Origin of the sequence: Chroococcidiopsis sp. [FACHB-1243] (assembly GCF_014696895.1) — a bacterium.
Lineage (GTDB): Bacteria > Cyanobacteriota > Cyanobacteriia > Cyanobacteriales > Chroococcidiopsidaceae > Chroococcidiopsis.
Genome location: NZ_JACJQX010000003.1, coordinates 138,242 through 152,451, shown reverse-complemented (window position 1 = coordinate 152,451; position 14,210 = coordinate 138,242). Strand labels below are relative to the sequence as shown.

The window sequence follows — 14,210 nt, the reverse complement described above, 5'->3', positions numbered from 1 at the left end:
GCAGGGATCTCTTAGCCCCCCTTTTTAAGGGGGGGTGGGGAGATCTTCCTACATAGTTACCGCCGCCCCAGTCGTCGGCTTCCCAGGCTGTGTCGTTCCTACATGCGAGCGATAGAGTTCTGCCATATGGCGTTCGTACAGCGCTCCATCTTGCTCGATCTGCTTAAATAAGGCTGTTGATACGGGATCTGTAAATTGAACAAACAGATTGTGCGCATCTACCACACCTGTCTGAATATCTCCCAAAGCCCGTCGCATTAAATCGCGATCGTCGCTACCTTGTAACGCAGTCTTGACTTTGGCATACTTATCAGCCACATTTGCCGTCAGTGATGGTTTCTCGCCTAAAGCTGACAGTCGTGCTTCAAGCCGCTCGATGTGTTGCTGCTTATTAGCAACAATCTCTAGCAACAATGCCTTAAATTGAGGGTCAGATGCTTTCTCTATATACTGCCCAAACGCCTCTTGAGCGTACTTTTCACCAGCTAAAGCAGTATTTAGCCCTTTGACAATTTCTCCTTTAGTAGAACCACCCCAAGCATCAGCTAGTTTCCACCATTCTGCATTGACATCTTGCACATCTGGTAAAGCAGCTTCTTTGCCACCGTAACCTAGACGGCTGAGGATAGCTGTGGTGAAGATTGCCAAGTCTCCGGGCTGACGGGAGGTGATTAAATTACCATCAATTACCAGTGGCTGATCAACATAATTTGCACCCGCATTGATCATGTCCTTGCGCACGGCAATAAATCCTGTGGCTTGCTTGCCTTTCAGCAAATCGCCTTCAATTAAAACTTGGGGTCCATGACAGACAGCAGCAACTAATTTTCCTTGCTGCGTTGCTTCTTGGACAAAGCGCACGGTGTTGGGGTTGACACGCATTTTATCGGGAGCCATCCCACCAGGAATAACCACGGCATCAAACTCTGATGCCATTGCTTCAGTTGTCGTGCCGTCAGCCGATTGCGAGACCTTACCTTGCTTACCTTTATATGTTTCGTTTGTTCGAGAACCGAGAACTACAGTTTCGATTCCCGCCATTTTCAAGGCTTGATAAGGAATTTTGAATTCCGCGTCTTCCACACCATTCTCAATCAGAATGGCAACTCTTTTTTTACCGAGATTACCGTTAGCTTGTGTCATAAATATCCCTCCTACTTTGTAAGTTTTCTTGAGAGCCGAAAATAGCGATCGCTACGAAGCAGCAGACGCTCCTAAATTCGATCCTGTGGCGAATAAGTCGATATAGTCGTCCGAAAAGTTAGCTTTGAAATCGGTAAATTCTCCAGGTGTCACTGCATTCTGCAACACTGCAAATACAGCCCGAACGTGGTTAGCTGCGACTGTTGGTTCTACTTGCTCTTTTGCACTGACGCGCTGTAGAAATTCTTCCATTGAGAAAGGCTGACCGTCTTCACCCTCTCTTCCACGCAAATATTCACAGAATTGTTGCGGTAATTGCGAAGCTAAATCTTTGGCTTCATTACCGACAATCCTTTCTCTAATAGTTTCTAAAGTTGCTTGTGTCGCCCGTTGTGCATCTTCACGGGAATCCATCTGTGCCACTGTCTGAACGTGTTTGATGAACTCGTCATACTTCACTCTGTATGTCCTCAAACTTAGTAAAACTTCTTTGCTCCAGTACCAAGCCTATGCAGCCGTACCCCAAATCCTCTTCCTCCAAAGGGTATGGATTCTATTTATCCACAGGGATATAACTCTAGGAATAGGTGTAAACTGCTGGGAAGCGATATCTTGAAGTTAGTTATCAGTGACTGGTGACTAGTGACTAGTGGCTAGACCGAAACTAAGCATCTGGTTCCACCAGCCACCAGCTACTAACCACTCACTAAGTTATGAGCGATCGCAAAAATAGAGAACAAGAACTACCGGAAGAAATTACTGAATCTTTTGGTACTGGCGTTCACGATGACCCAAGGACGAACGCTGGTAGAGAAACAGGAGAATACACCAATACTAGTCCAGAATTGACTGGCGGAGATGTCGATGCATCGTGGCAAACATCAGCAGAAGAAGGGGATGAAGCTGTTGGTGGTACTGTCGCTACTCCCGACCAAGACGTAACTGAAGAGATTGAAGCAGCTGTTGGTCTAGAAATGGACGATCGCAGTTTTTTACGCACTCAAGACATTTTAGAAGACCGAGACGATCGCCGTTGGGAATTAGATCCCAAATCTTCTGACGACTACCAAGAACGCCGCGATTGAAGCGAATGCTCGCTACGATGAATGGTACAGGCGATCGTCCGCAGGTTTTGGACTTTCTAGTAGGGTGGGCATTGCCCACCCTACTAGAAAGTCCTGTTGTCTAAATCATTAGCATTGAACCTAAAATCCTTCGCTGTAGCGTTCCTCTGCCCAAGGTTCGCCTCGACGGTGATAACCGTTCCGTTCCCAGAAGCCTAATTCATCTTGTTCTAAAAACTCCAGACCATTGATCCACTTGGCGCTTTTCCAAGCATAAAGGTGAGGTACGACTAACCGCATTGGTCCACCGTGTTCGGCAGGAAGAGGTTCGTCAAAAACAGTATGGGCAAAAAAGTTTTCTTCCCGTAGAAAGTCTTCTAAAGGAATATTTGTCGTGTAGCCGCCATAGCAATGTTCCATCACATAAGCAGCTTTAGGATCTATTTCAATCAGCTTCATGAAATCTATCACTTTCACGCCAGTCCATTTGACATCCAATTTAGACCAGCGAGTGACGCAATGAAAATCCGCAGTAAAGTCATGCTGCGGTAGCGCCATAAAATCTTGCCAAGTCAGAGTCTTCGGTTGTGCCAGACCCCAAACCTTAAATTGCCATTGTTCTCGATTAACCCGAGGAGTATCGCCATAGGTTAGTACGGGAAACCCCTTGGTTAAGTATTGACCAGGAGGGACGCGATCGTTTTGTTCTGCTCCTGGTTTCTGAAAAAATTTTCCTACCATGCGGTGTAGACGTATAGGTTATTGTTGCATTCAAAGGTTAAACAACCTTTACTTAGATCTTTAGCGCAACTCACCGATCTCTTACAACACTTCTAGGCAGATCCACGAGCGATAGATGCCTAAGCGCACCACAACCTATGATTCCGTATCTTCTTCCTCTTCTTCAGGATTGGGATAGACAAACTTAGAGCGTCCGCTGAGAATAGACTTACCTAAAGACAGGGCTTTTTGTGCTTCTATTGCAGCTTTTCCTCTCCAAGTGGCTCGGCGCTTATCTCTTTTAGACTTAGACGTTTTCTTCTTTGGAACAGCCATGACGACACAGACTTAATTTTTCACAACCTTTCCATTGTAAGCCAAATATTTATTGAGTGGGAATGAGTAATTGGTAGTTGGTAGTTGCTCCCTTTACCCCTCTGCTCCCAGCTCCCAGCTCGTCCCTGCTCTCTGCTCCCTGATAACTGACAACTGACCTCAAGGTTGTGTTGTCGGCGTAGTGGTTCCAAAAGGTGAAGTTGTGGGAGTAGAACTCGTTCCTGGTACGGGTGAGGTTGATGGAGTCAGGGGTTGACTTGGTGTGAGTCCCGAAGGAGTAGCAGGCGATGCTGGAGTTATGCCCGTGTCAGAAGATGAAGCAGGAGTTGTTGTAGACGGACTGGTTGATGTATCTGGTGATGAAGCAGGAAATGTGGTTTGTTGGTTTGTCGGCGTGTTTGATGAATTGGGGGTTATGGAATTGGGAGTTGTGTCTGGCAACGATTGAGGGACTAAGCCCGTACCTGGTTGTGTTTGACCGTCAGGTGTATTGGTTGAGTTTGTCGTACCTGGCTGACTAAAGGGAGTGGTGTTAGCAGGCTGTTCCGATGTAGGTGGAATCAAGCGCCCTGGCTGGGAAAACGTTCCTTGTCCACTACCTCTTGTGTTGTTAGAATTCGAGTTAGCTGGCGTTCTCGATGAGGAGGGAGTCGGATTCGGAAACGATCTTCGAGGCGCGCTATTGGCATCGTTTGTTGCTACGTCATTGTCGTCAAATCGAAGTAGCGATCGCGCTTGGTCGAAATATTTAATTCCTTGCCGGGGATCGGGGTCAATTCCTTCAGTGCGATTTGCTGTCAGCGAGAGTATAGGTGCAATTTGCCCGCGATCGCGGATAACTACCGTAACGGTGATATCTGTAGCTTGTCGATTGATTGCTAAATTCTGTGTTGCTGCTGTTCTAGCCGCTGTTATAGCCCGACTGCGTAATGCTTCGTAGGTTTCGTCGGGGCGACGGTCGAGTGTCACGTCAGCATTGACTGTTTGGGTGCGGGCAATTTGTGGTACTTGATACTCTATTACCAGCCAGAAACTGCTTGCTAGCCCCAGGGAACTGAATGAAACAACAGCAATTTTAGTCGCTTTGGCTGCTAGATCTAACCATTGGTGAAAGAAGTATCTCCCCATAGTCGCTTAACACTTCTAATTTGGTAGTTATATTGAATATTGAGCGCCGATAGCCGCGATCTCCTTCTTTGTAGGTTGTTGCAGCTCAGCCTCAGTATAACTCCATGTCAAGCGATCGTCACATCAGTCGTGGTGCGTGAATTTCATGGCGACTTGCGAAAGAGCGATTTGTGACTTGATAGTTGCTCCCTGCTCGCTTTCTTCACTGATAACTGTTAACAGTAAGGGGTTACGTCTTCACCACATTCGTCGGCTAGGTAGCATAAGGCGCGGAAACGCAAGCCTACAACTTCTTCGTATAGCGGGTTGAGCTTGCACATTGGTGGAATGTGGAACAGCTTGCGACCGAATAGAACGACATCCCGTTCAAACGGACACTGGGAAGGAATAAGTTGACATAAACGATGTGCTAACTGAGGATTGCGAACTTCGACGCTATCCAGCCAGCGGCGCAGAGGTAACAACAAGTCTAATTTGCGCTGTTTGGGTTGCTGTAACGGACTAGCTGCAATGGGTATTTCTGGAGATTGTTGAGTTTGGTCGATCCAGATCCAACTGGCTAGGGCAATGTCTTGGGATGTATATGGGGAAGCATTCATGATTCACTCCTCGTACTGTATGAAGCAACTTGAGCTTGCTATAGAACACATACAATGTCTCAACGATCTTTACCGGAATAATGTTTCCTAAATCAATTAAAAATTTCTAGATGATTTTCTCTCAATTTCAGGAACCTATTTATCACTACCCCACGTTAACTAACGATTTGGCAGAACTGGTAGGTTACTAGAGAGATTTTTCTGAAATTTGACCTATATAAAACTTTAGTGAAGTTTAGCGAATTTGACTGGAAGTGCATGTAGAACAAACATTCAAGCGATGCACGAATCACATCTACATCAATTTCGTATTCAAAAATACAAATTTATTATTTGTAGTTTCAAACACAATTTTTGTTCTACCTCTCTAATAGGAATCGCTTTGATTCTGCCTAAAATTCCTACGTGATGTATGAGCAACAATACGGAAGTTTTTAAAATAATAAAGAAATAATTAAAAGCAGCTTCCGTATGTTTACTGATGTTTGACGATTTGTCAAGCTAATTTCGTTAGATTTTCTTTATAGTTGATGGAGAGTTGATAGTTGATAGTTGATGGTTGTTAGTCACTCTATAAGTGATGTCACATGTCATAGCAATTCTCGATTGTGTGGATGACATGGGTAGGGGCGCACAGCTGTGCGCCCCTACCAGACGTATATTGCATCCAATTGAAAAGCGCTATCAGACTTCTACACCAATCGCTGACAACATAAAATCCCCCGTCATCGCCTTTTGAAGGCGCATCGGAGGGATTTTACGTATTGAGCCATTTAGATAGAAACCCTATCTGTCACTGACAACCGGTTACTGGTTGCTGGTCGCTATTCACGAGGCGACTGGTGCAGCAGCAGTGCGTCGCCGTCTTCTACCGTCAGCTGCCTTGACAGGTTCTTCAGGGATAGGCATGAGTAGGGTGACAGTGGGTTGACATTGTAACTCGCGCCGAATTGCCCGTTGTAAGTCTTTTTCTAGCTGTACTTGCAATCCCGCCCAATCAATATCAACTTCTTGTCCGTCAAAGGATCGAGCGAAATCCGTCCAGCGAGCGCTTAATATTTGCTCGATCTGTTCTTGTACCCACTTTTGCAGCAAATCGCGGTTAATCGTGGTGACTACGCCCCGTAGGTGAATGTCTGGCTTGGTCATTAACTTCCCATTCCAATCGATCGCGACGGCGATGGTAACGATGCCATCTGCTGCCATTTGCTGGCGTTCTTGCAAGACTTTACCGCTGACAATACCAGAACCAGAGGTATCTACCAGTTCGATCCCCGCTGGCACTTTCCCAACTACCTTAATTTCCTCTGTTGATAGTCCTACTACGTCACCATTTTGGATGATGACCATATTCTCAGCCGGAATCCCTATGCTTTGTGCTGTTTGAGAGTGCTTCACTAGCATCCGATGTTCGCCATGCACGGGCAAGAAAAACTTGGGACGAGTTAAGGCAATCATCAGTTTTTGGTCTTCTTGGCAACCATGTCCAGAAACGTGAATGCCCTGTTCCCGACCGTAGATGACTTTAGCACCTTGCATCATCAAGCGATCGATCGTGTTGACTACGGCGATCGTATTACCTGGGATCGGGTTCGCTGAAAATACTACCGTATCTCCCTCGCGGATTTTGAGATGGGGATGTGCGCCGCGAGAAATTCTTGTCATGGCTGACATCGGTTCGCCTTGAGAACCAGTGGTGAGAATCAAAACATTTTCATCGGGAAGTTGGCGAATGGCGTGTAGCGGCTGCAACAGGTTATCTGGACATTTGATGTAGCCTAAATTTCGAGCGTGAGCAATGACGTTTAACATCGATCGCCCGACGACTGAGACGACACGATTGTGTTTTTGTGCTAATTCCAGAATCATGTTGATCCGGTGTACGGAGGAAGCAAAGGTAGTGACGAGGACTCTGCCCTTAGCTTGCATGAAAATACGATCTAAGTTAGGGTATACCGATCGTTCTGAAGGGGTATGCCCTGGGACTTCGGAATTAGTAGAATCACTGATTAGGCACAATACGCCTTTTTCTCCATGTTCTGCCAGTCGTTGGATGTCGTAATGTTCGCCATCAACTGGAGTATGGTCGAATTTAAAATCCCCCGTGTGGATAATTACGCCGAGGGGGGTGTGAATGGCGACGGTGAAGCTATCAGCGATTGAGTGGGTGTTGCGGATAAATTCAACAATAAAAGAGGAACCAATACGGACGAGTTCGCGGGGACGTACCGATCTTAACTCCGTGCGATCGCGGACTCCTGCTTCTTCTAGTTTCCCCTCTAGCATTGCCATCGCCAAGCGGGGACCGTAAATTACCGGAATATCAAATTGCTTTAAATGAAAGGCGATGCCACCAATATGATCTTCATGACCGTGGGTGACGATCATGCCCTTAATCTTATGCCGATTTTCACGTAGGTAGCTGACATCTGGCAAAACGATGTTTACCCCATGCATTTCGTCGGTGGGAAATGCCAACCCTGCATCAAGGAGGAAAATTTCATCGTTGTATTCAAAAACGCAAGTGTTTTTGCCAATTTCGTGTAAACCGCCAAGGGGAATAATTTTGACGGCGGCTGTCGTTCCGTTGTTACTCATTGGTATCCTTCATTTACAGTTGTTTTTTTAGATTCACGTTTGTTGTTTGAGTTAGATAAAACAAAGTCAGGTGGTTTTGCGATAGATAAGAGTTGTCAATAGGGGCAATTATTTTCAATCCGAGCGATCGCGATAACGACTTGGAAGTATCTTGCACGAATTATTCAGTTGTCTGAAAGCTCTATACCTATATCAGGTTTAACTCTGCTAGTACTGGCTTGAGTTTCTGTGCTAATCCATTTTGGTCGTCTTCTAACGGTAGACGAGTTGAACCTACATCCCAGCCTTGAAGTCTGAGGGCTGCTTTTACGGGAATGGGATTTGTTGACAGGAACAGACTTTTGAATAGAGGGAGTAGTTGGAGGTGAATTTGAGTTGCCGTTTGAACTTGTCCTGTGGCAAAGGCTTGAATCATTTGTTGTAGCTGCTTGCCAACTAAATGACTTGCCACGCTAATGACACCATAACCACCGATTGCCAGTAAAGGTAATGCGAGGGAATCGTCACCAGAGTAGATTTTAAATTCTGGCGGTGTCATGCGACTAATTTCACTAGCTTGGTCGAGGCTACCCGTCGCTTCTTTAATTCCGACAATGTTATCTATTGCTGACAACCGCGCCACTGTTTGCGGCAAGAGATTTTGACCCGTGCGACCGGGAATGTTATATAACACCACTGGCAGATCGGGACATGCTTGTGCGATCGCCTGAAAATGGCTAAATAACCCTGCTTGTGGAGGCTTATTATAGTATGGGACTACTTGTAAAGAACCATGTACTCCTATTTTAGCTGCTTTTTGGGTAGCCGCGATCGCTTCTTGAGTAGAATTAGAACCCGTTCCCGCAATGACTAGCGCCTTACCTGCAACAGCTTTAATCACGACTTGGAATAGCTGGTACTCCTCGTCCCAACTCAAAGTGGGAGACTCTCCTGTCGTACCACAAACAACCAAAGCGTCACTTCCTTGTGCCACCAAATGCGCTGCTAGTTGTTCTGCTACTGCATAATTTACGCTACCGTCTGCTTGAAATGGCGTGACCATTGCGGTCACTACTCTGCCAAAATCTACCACGCTTGACTCCTAATTTTTAGCTGTCGGCATTCTTTGCCAAAGCGCTCAGCTGTAAGAACTGTAAAAAATCTGCTTGCACTCAATCTGCCTACACTGCTGCTACTTCGGAGGGCTGAAGTAAGTTTTTGGCTACCAATAATTCTGCAATTTGCACGGCATTTAATGCCGCACCTTTACGGATTTGGTCGCCACACAGCCATAGTTCTAAGCCTCGGGGATGGGAAATGTCTTGGCGAATGCGACCTACGAGTACTTCATCGCGACCGGAGGCATCAATGGGCATGGGAAAATAGTTAGCAGCGAAGTCTTCGACTACACGTACGCCAGGAGCTTGTGACAAAATTTCCTTTGCTTCGGCAACGCTTAAAGACTGCTCGAATTCTAGATTAATCGCTTCTGAATGCGCTCTGAGTACGGGAACCCGCACGCAGGTTGCCGTAATTTGCAACTGAGGTTCGGCAAAAATCTTGCGGGTTTCGTTCACCATTTTCATTTCTTCCTCACAGTACCCTTGGTCGTTTAACGGGGTGTTGTGAGGGAAGAGATTAAACGCCAGAGGGTAGGGGAAGATCTCAGTTATGGGGGTGTTGCCTGCTAAAATCGCTTGAGCTTGAGCTTTGACTTCTTCCATTGCCCTAGCACCAGCACCGCTCGCTGATTGATAGGTCGCGGCAACGATCCGTTTTACTGGACTGACTTGATGGAGGGGATAAACAGCAACGTTCATCAAAATGGTGGTGCAGTTGGGATTGGCAATAATCCCTTTGTGGGTAGCTGCTGCTTGGGGATTCACTTCTGGAACGACGAGGGGAACGTCTGGGTGCATCCGAAAGGCGCTGGAGTTGTCGATAAAAACAGCCCCTGCTGCTACGGCTTTGGTAGCATATGCCTTAGAAGTGGAACCACCAGCTGAAGCTAGGACAATATCTATGTTGTCGAAGGAGCGATCGCTTACTGGCTCTACCGGAATATTTTCTCCTGCAAATGTCACGATCGTACCAGCACTACGAGGCGATGCGAGTAGCCGCAATTGGGCGACAGGAAAGTGGCGTTCTTCTAGTAAACTTAGTAATTCTGTCCCAACAGCTCCCGTTGCCCCCAAGATGGCAACTGAATAGGATTTGCTCAAAATTTCTGCCTCCTAATATTGCAATAAACTGAAACGAGTTTTTTTAAAAGTTTGGGGTTATACTTTAAAGTTTTAAAAAATTCAAATTCGCCTTGACGATCGCGACCATTAGCGTTCGGGATTCAATGATGATGAACTTAATAATTGTGTTGTTAGAACGAAAAAGATAAAAACTCTATCTATAGATTTAAGGATTCACTATTCTGCCTCTTATCTGCCGTTTTCTATCTCCCTACTTAAGTAATTTTAACAATTCAGTTGACCTTCAGCTTTCGCCGATCGCTGGTGGCTTGGGGCGGATGGTCGCAAAAAGTTCCAATGATTTTAACAATTATCATCACATATAAGCTGGCATATTATCAGAAAATTGAGGAGAATGCATTCAGTTCATAACAGGTGTTCCAGCAGTATAGTCTATAGATGACTAGTTACGTCGAGCAACTAGACCTCAAAGCAGTTATTTGTCCGAGCAAGTCGAGAGCCAAGCAAACAGAAAAGCTAAAACGCTTTAGAAGTCGTCCTCACTCAAGGCAAGCAATGTCGGTCACAGCCGCTAATTTATGGCATTAGACGCTCGGGGTAGGACTAGTGCTAGTGTGGTACTTCAGCAGGTAAAAACAATCAGTTACATATCCTCTATCAAAATGAAAGTCACCCAGGAAAAGCTTCCCGCCAGTCAAATTGGTCTAGAAATAGAAATTCCCGCCGACAAGTCTCAACAGAGTTACGAGCAGGTAATTCAAAACTTCACCCGCGCCGCCAACATTCCTGGGTTCCGTAAAGGTAAAGTGCCGCGCCAAATCTTATTGCAACGGCTAGGGACAACGCGGATCAAGGCAGCAGCATTAGAAGAGTTAATTCAAAGTGGGATTACGGAAGCCATTAAGCAAGCAGAAATAGAAGCGATCGGTCAACCTCAGTTGCGTTCCTCTTTTGAGGATTTGATTGGTGCGTTCGAGCCAGGAAAGCCCCTGACATTCTCCGCTGCGGTGGATGTACTGCCGGAAATTGAGCTGAAGCAGTACAGTGGCTTACAAGTTAAGGCAGAGGAAGTCAAATATGACCCAGAAAGGGTAGAAAAAGTTTTAGAAGAAAATCGTCAGGAACGAGCTACCTTAATTCCTGTAGAAGGGCGGGCGGCGCAAATGGGAGATGTAGTCATTATAGACTTCAAGGGCTATCTCGTACCGGAAGCAGAAGGCGAAGAACCACAGGAGATCGAAGGAGCCTCAGCCACGGATTTTGAAACAGAGCTATCACCAGGAAGATTTATTGAAGGCTTTGTAGATGGCATCGTCGGTATGAGTCTAGGGGAAACAAAGGAAATATCGGCGCAGTTTCCCGAAGGATATCCTCAGCAAGAAATAGCAGGCAAGCCAGCAAAGTTTACGGTAACGGTGAAAGAGTTAAAAGAGAAAGAGTTGCCGGAGCTGAATGACGATTTTGCTCAAGAAATTAGTGAATTTGAGACTTTAGCAGAACTGCGCTCGACGCTAGAAACTCGTTTTCGCGAAGAAGCAGAAAAGAAAACTAAGACAAATAAGCAACAGGCATTGTTGGACGATCTGATCGAGCATCTAGAAGCCGATTTACCGGAGACGATGATCGAGCAAGAAGTCGATTCGGTGTTGACGCAAACGGCGATGCAGCTCCAAAAACAAGGAATTGATGTCAAGAAACTGTTTACTAAAGATACAGTGCCGCAGCTAAGACAGCGATCGCGTCCAGAAGCGATCGATCGATTGGAGCGATCGCTAGCTTTACAGGAAGTCGCGAAAAAAGAATCAATTGAAGTCGAGCCAGCTGCCGTGGAAGCACGGGTCAAAGAGCTAATGGCTGAATACTCCGGTCAAGATATCGATCGAGACAGGCTCAAAGAAGTCGTTCAAGAAGAACTGCTAACGGACAAGATTTTTGCTTGGTTAGAAGAACATTCCGCGATCGAACTCGTACCAGAAGGCTCTTTACAGGACGATGAAGAGGATGAAATGGATGATGATGCGGAAATTATAGAAGAATCGACCCAGCCAGAAGCGTCAGAAGCGACTATAACAGTAGAAGCAACTGAAGTAGAACGATCCGAGAATCGGGAGTCGGGTGAGTGACTGGTGGCTGGTGACTAGTGGCTAGCATTGCCTCCTTGTCCCCAAATCTCCCTTGTCTCTCTTTCTTCCTTTAGACCCTAACTCCTAACCCCTAGTTCATGAGGCATAATAGTCAACAGATAGCAAAGCCACTGGTGAAAAGTGCGATCGCCTTCAGCGCCAGTTAAATGCACTGCATCTGGCTCTACTTCTGGAACAATTATCTATGCTTGTATCTCAGTCCTCATACTATCCACTCATTAGCAGCCACAAACATCTAGAGCTAAACTCTATGATGGTTCCTAGCAACATCGTGCCAATGGTGGTAGAGCAATCAGGCATGGGAGAACGTGCCTTTGATATTTACTCTAGATTGCTCAGAGAGCGGATTGTTTTTTTGGGCACTCCAGTCGATGATGCTGTTGCTGATTCGATCGTGGCTCAGTTGTTATTCTTAGAAGCTGAAGACCCAGAAAAAGACATCCATCTTTACATTAATTCTCCAGGCGGCTCTGTCACGGCTGGTATGGCGATTTATGACACAATGCAGCAGATTCGCTCTGATGTTGCTACTATTTGTTTCGGATTAGCAGCTAGTATGGGAGCGTTTTTGCTCGCAGCCGGAGCAGCCGGAAAACGGATGTCTCTACCCAGCGCGCGAATCATGATCCATCAACCCCTCGGTGGCGCTCAAGGACAAGCAGTTGACATTGAAATCCAAGCCAAAGAGATCCTCTACCACAAGCGGCGATTAAATGAAATCCTCGCCTACCACACAGGTAAACCATTGGAGAGAATCGAAGCCGATACGGAACGCGACTTTTTCATGTCGGCAGCAGAGGCAAAAGATTACGGGTTGATCGACCAAACGATCTCTAAGCAAAATCTCCCCAAAGCGGGCGAAGCAGTCACATCAGTGAAGTAAGAGGCTTCTTATGTCTAAGTACGACTCCCATTTAAAGTGTTCATTTTGCGGCAAATCGCAAGAGCAGGTACGGAAATTGATTGCCGGACCGGGAGTCTATATCTGCGATGAATGTGTAGATTTGTGCAATGAAATTTTGGATGAGGAGTTATTAGACTCAACTACTGCTGCACCCCAACAGCCTCGTCCAGAACCACCACCAAAGCGGCGCAGTCGAACTGGGGGGATCTCGCTCAACCAAATTCCCAAACCCCGCGAGATTAAAGCACATCTCGACGAACACGTTATCGGTCAAGATGAGGCGAAAAAAGTTTTATCGGTAGCAGTTTACAACCACTACAAGCGCCTGAGCTTAGTACAGTCGAAAAATAGTAGCGGTAAAGCTGGTGCAGAAGATATCGTAGAGTTACAAAAATCTAATATTTTGTTAATTGGTCCGACTGGTTGCGGCAAAACTCTACTGGCGCAAACTTTAGCGCAGATTCTTGACGTACCCTTTGCGGTTGCCGATGCCACGACGCTTACAGAGGCGGGTTACGTTGGCGAGGATGTAGAAAACATCTTGCTCAGATTATTGCAAGTTGCCGATTTAGATGTAGAAGAAGCTCAAAGAGGCATTATCTACATTGATGAGATTGATAAAATTGCCCGCAAGAGTGAAAACCCCTCAATTACCAGGGACGTTTCGGGAGAGGGCGTACAACAAGCGCTGCTAAAAATGCTGGAAGGCACGGTGGCGAACGTTCCACCCCAAGGGGGACGAAAACACCCATATCAAGACTGCATCCAAATCGATACTAGCAACATTCTATTTATCTGCGGTGGGGCTTTTGTCGGTCTAGAAAAAGTGGTGGAGCAGAGAATTGGTAAAAAGTCAATAGGGTTCATTCAGCCAGGGGAAGGGCTATCGCGAGAAAAGCGGACGGCAGATATTCTCGTCCACTTAGAGCCAGACGATCTGGTAAAATTTGGCATGATTCCCGAATTTATCGGGCGCGTGCCAATGGTAGCTGTGGTCGAACCATTGGATGAAGAAGCGTTAGTGGCAATTCTGACTCAGCCGAAGAGCGCGTTAGTCAAGCAGTATCAAAAACTGCTGAAGATGGATAACGTTCAACTAGAGTTCAAACCTGAAGCCCTGCGGGCGATCGCCCAAGAAGCCTATCGTCGCAAGACAGGGGCGCGGGCGCTGCGAGGAATTGTAGAAGAACTCATGTTGGAGTTGATGTACGAGTTGCCATCGCGCAAAGATCTAACTCGTTGTGCGGTGACGCGGGAAATGGTAGAGAAACGCTCTACCGCCGAACTGCTGCTGCATCCGTCTTCCTTGCCCAAACCGGAATCGGCTTGATGGTCGTTGGTCATACCCTACGGGAAGGGCTATTCTTCGAGAAGCCACCCTTCGGGTGTCT

General features: G+C 46.4%; 15 protein-coding genes. 6 read left to right on the top strand and 9 right to left on the bottom strand.

Features of this window, described 5'->3' with window-relative positions; all coding sequences use genetic code 11:
* Positions 1-48 precede the first annotated feature (48 nt).
* Together H6G17_RS03370 and H6G17_RS03365 are read right to left on the bottom strand one after the other, a co-directional pair.
* Complete coding sequence (locus H6G17_RS03370; protein WP_192154138.1) at positions 49-1,143, bottom strand: DJ-1/PfpI/YhbO family deglycase/protease; 1,095 nt, start codon at positions 1,141-1,143, stop codon at positions 49-51.
* A gap of 51 nt (positions 1,144-1,194) precedes the next feature.
* On the bottom strand, positions 1,195-1,602 hold the full coding sequence (locus tag H6G17_RS03365; RefSeq protein WP_192154137.1) for a DUF2267 domain-containing protein: 408 nt from the start codon (positions 1,600-1,602) through the stop codon (positions 1,195-1,197).
* A gap of 254 nt (positions 1,603-1,856) precedes the next feature.
* Between H6G17_RS03365 and H6G17_RS03360 the strand changes: the two genes are divergently transcribed.
* A complete protein-coding gene (locus tag H6G17_RS03360) occupies positions 1,857-2,228 on the top strand; it encodes a DUF6335 family protein (protein WP_192154136.1) in 372 nt (123 codons plus the stop codon).
* A 120-nt stretch (positions 2,229-2,348) separates the two neighbouring features.
* On the opposite strand, the gene H6G17_RS03355 is transcribed toward H6G17_RS03360, so the two are convergent.
* The 4 genes from H6G17_RS03355 to H6G17_RS03340 all read right to left on the bottom strand — a co-directional run bounded on the left by H6G17_RS03355 (position 2,349) and on the right by H6G17_RS03340 (position 4,990).
* On the bottom strand, positions 2,349-2,948 hold the full coding sequence (locus H6G17_RS03355) for a sulfite oxidase-like oxidoreductase (RefSeq protein WP_192154135.1): 600 nt from the start codon (positions 2,946-2,948) through the stop codon (positions 2,349-2,351).
* Positions 2,949-3,083: 135 nt separating this feature from the next.
* Positions 3,084-3,263, bottom strand: a complete 180-nt coding sequence (rpmF, locus tag H6G17_RS03350; protein ID WP_015153860.1) for a 50S ribosomal protein L32 — start codon at positions 3,261-3,263, stop codon at positions 3,084-3,086.
* Between the two features lie 159 nt (positions 3,264-3,422).
* A complete protein-coding gene (locus tag H6G17_RS03345) occupies positions 3,423-4,391 on the bottom strand; it encodes a hypothetical protein (protein WP_192154133.1) in 969 nt (322 codons plus the stop codon).
* A 215-nt stretch (positions 4,392-4,606) separates the two neighbouring features.
* Positions 4,607-4,990 carry a Mo-dependent nitrogenase C-terminal domain-containing protein gene (locus tag H6G17_RS03340; RefSeq protein ID WP_106167527.1) on the bottom strand — a complete coding sequence of 128 codons (384 nt, stop codon included), beginning with the start codon at positions 4,988-4,990 and terminating at the stop codon, positions 4,607-4,609.
* Between the two features lie 580 nt (positions 4,991-5,570).
* Between H6G17_RS03340 and H6G17_RS03335 the strand changes: the two genes are divergently transcribed.
* Positions 5,571-5,729, top strand: coding sequence for a hypothetical protein (locus H6G17_RS03335; protein ID WP_192154131.1), 159 nt, complete (start codon positions 5,571-5,573; stop codon positions 5,727-5,729).
* 89 nt (positions 5,730-5,818) lie between these two features.
* Here the strand turns inward: H6G17_RS03335 and H6G17_RS03330 are convergent, their stop codons facing one another.
* The 3 genes from H6G17_RS03330 to H6G17_RS03320 all read right to left on the bottom strand — a co-directional run bounded on the left by H6G17_RS03330 (position 5,819) and on the right by H6G17_RS03320 (position 9,789).
* On the bottom strand, positions 5,819-7,588 hold the full coding sequence (locus H6G17_RS03330; RefSeq protein WP_192154129.1) for a ribonuclease J: 1,770 nt from the start codon (positions 7,586-7,588) through the stop codon (positions 5,819-5,821).
* A 187-nt stretch (positions 7,589-7,775) separates the two neighbouring features.
* Positions 7,776-8,660 carry a 4-hydroxy-tetrahydrodipicolinate synthase gene (gene dapA, locus H6G17_RS03325; protein WP_192154127.1) on the bottom strand — a complete coding sequence of 295 codons (885 nt, stop codon included), beginning with the start codon at positions 8,658-8,660 and terminating at the stop codon, positions 7,776-7,778.
* 88 nt (positions 8,661-8,748) lie between these two features.
* On the bottom strand, positions 8,749-9,789 hold the full coding sequence (locus H6G17_RS03320) for an aspartate-semialdehyde dehydrogenase (protein ID WP_192154125.1): 1,041 nt from the start codon (positions 9,787-9,789) through the stop codon (positions 8,749-8,751).
* 420 nt (positions 9,790-10,209) lie between these two features.
* Between H6G17_RS03320 and H6G17_RS03315 the strand changes: the two genes are divergently transcribed.
* The 4 genes from H6G17_RS03315 (at position 10,210) to clpX (ending at position 14,149) form a co-directional block, all read left to right on the top strand.
* The gene (locus H6G17_RS03315; protein WP_192154120.1) at positions 10,210-10,359 is read left to right on the top strand and encodes a hypothetical protein; all 150 of its coding nucleotides are present in this window, start codon (positions 10,210-10,212) and stop codon (positions 10,357-10,359) included.
* 74 nt (positions 10,360-10,433) lie between these two features.
* The gene (gene tig, locus H6G17_RS03310) at positions 10,434-11,894 is read left to right on the top strand and encodes a trigger factor (protein ID WP_192154118.1); all 1,461 of its coding nucleotides are present in this window, start codon (positions 10,434-10,436) and stop codon (positions 11,892-11,894) included.
* 205 nt (positions 11,895-12,099) lie between these two features.
* A complete protein-coding gene (clpP, locus tag H6G17_RS03305; protein ID WP_192154116.1) occupies positions 12,100-12,798 on the top strand; it encodes an ATP-dependent Clp endopeptidase proteolytic subunit ClpP in 699 nt (232 codons plus the stop codon).
* Positions 12,799-12,808: 10 nt separating this feature from the next.
* Positions 12,809-14,149 carry an ATP-dependent protease ATP-binding subunit ClpX gene (gene clpX / locus H6G17_RS03300; RefSeq protein ID WP_192154114.1) on the top strand — a complete coding sequence of 447 codons (1,341 nt, stop codon included), beginning with the start codon at positions 12,809-12,811 and terminating at the stop codon, positions 14,147-14,149.
* Positions 14,150-14,210 lie beyond the last annotated feature (61 nt).

Excerpts from the sequence above, each read along its gene's own strand:
- H6G17_RS03370 (WP_192154138.1), bottom strand. The coding sequence starts at position 1,143 with ATGACACAAGCTAACGGTAATCTCGGTAAAAAAAGAGTTGCCATTCTG.
- H6G17_RS03360 (WP_192154136.1), top strand. The coding sequence starts at position 1,857 with ATGAGCGATCGCAAAAATAGAGAACAAGAACTACCGGAAGAAATTACT.
- H6G17_RS03355 (WP_192154135.1), bottom strand. The coding sequence starts at position 2,948 with ATGGTAGGAAAATTTTTTCAGAAACCAGGAGCAGAACAAAACGATCGC.
- rpmF (WP_015153860.1), bottom strand. The coding sequence starts at position 3,263 with ATGGCTGTTCCAAAGAAGAAAACGTCTAAGTCTAAAAGAGATAAGCGC.
- H6G17_RS03345 (WP_192154133.1), bottom strand. The coding sequence starts at position 4,391 with ATGGGGAGATACTTCTTTCACCAATGGTTAGATCTAGCAGCCAAAGCG.
- H6G17_RS03340 (WP_106167527.1), bottom strand. The coding sequence starts at position 4,990 with ATGAATGCTTCCCCATATACATCCCAAGACATTGCCCTAGCCAGTTGG.
- H6G17_RS03335 (WP_192154131.1), top strand. The coding sequence starts at position 5,571 with ATGTCACATGTCATAGCAATTCTCGATTGTGTGGATGACATGGGTAGG.
- H6G17_RS03330 (WP_192154129.1), bottom strand. The coding sequence starts at position 7,588 with ATGAGTAACAACGGAACGACAGCCGCCGTCAAAATTATTCCCCTTGGC.
- H6G17_RS03315 (WP_192154120.1), top strand. The coding sequence starts at position 10,210 with ATGACTAGTTACGTCGAGCAACTAGACCTCAAAGCAGTTATTTGTCCG.
- tig (WP_192154118.1), top strand. The coding sequence starts at position 10,434 with ATGAAAGTCACCCAGGAAAAGCTTCCCGCCAGTCAAATTGGTCTAGAA.
- clpP (WP_192154116.1), top strand. The coding sequence starts at position 12,100 with ATGCTTGTATCTCAGTCCTCATACTATCCACTCATTAGCAGCCACAAA.
- clpX (WP_192154114.1), top strand. The coding sequence starts at position 12,809 with ATGTCTAAGTACGACTCCCATTTAAAGTGTTCATTTTGCGGCAAATCG.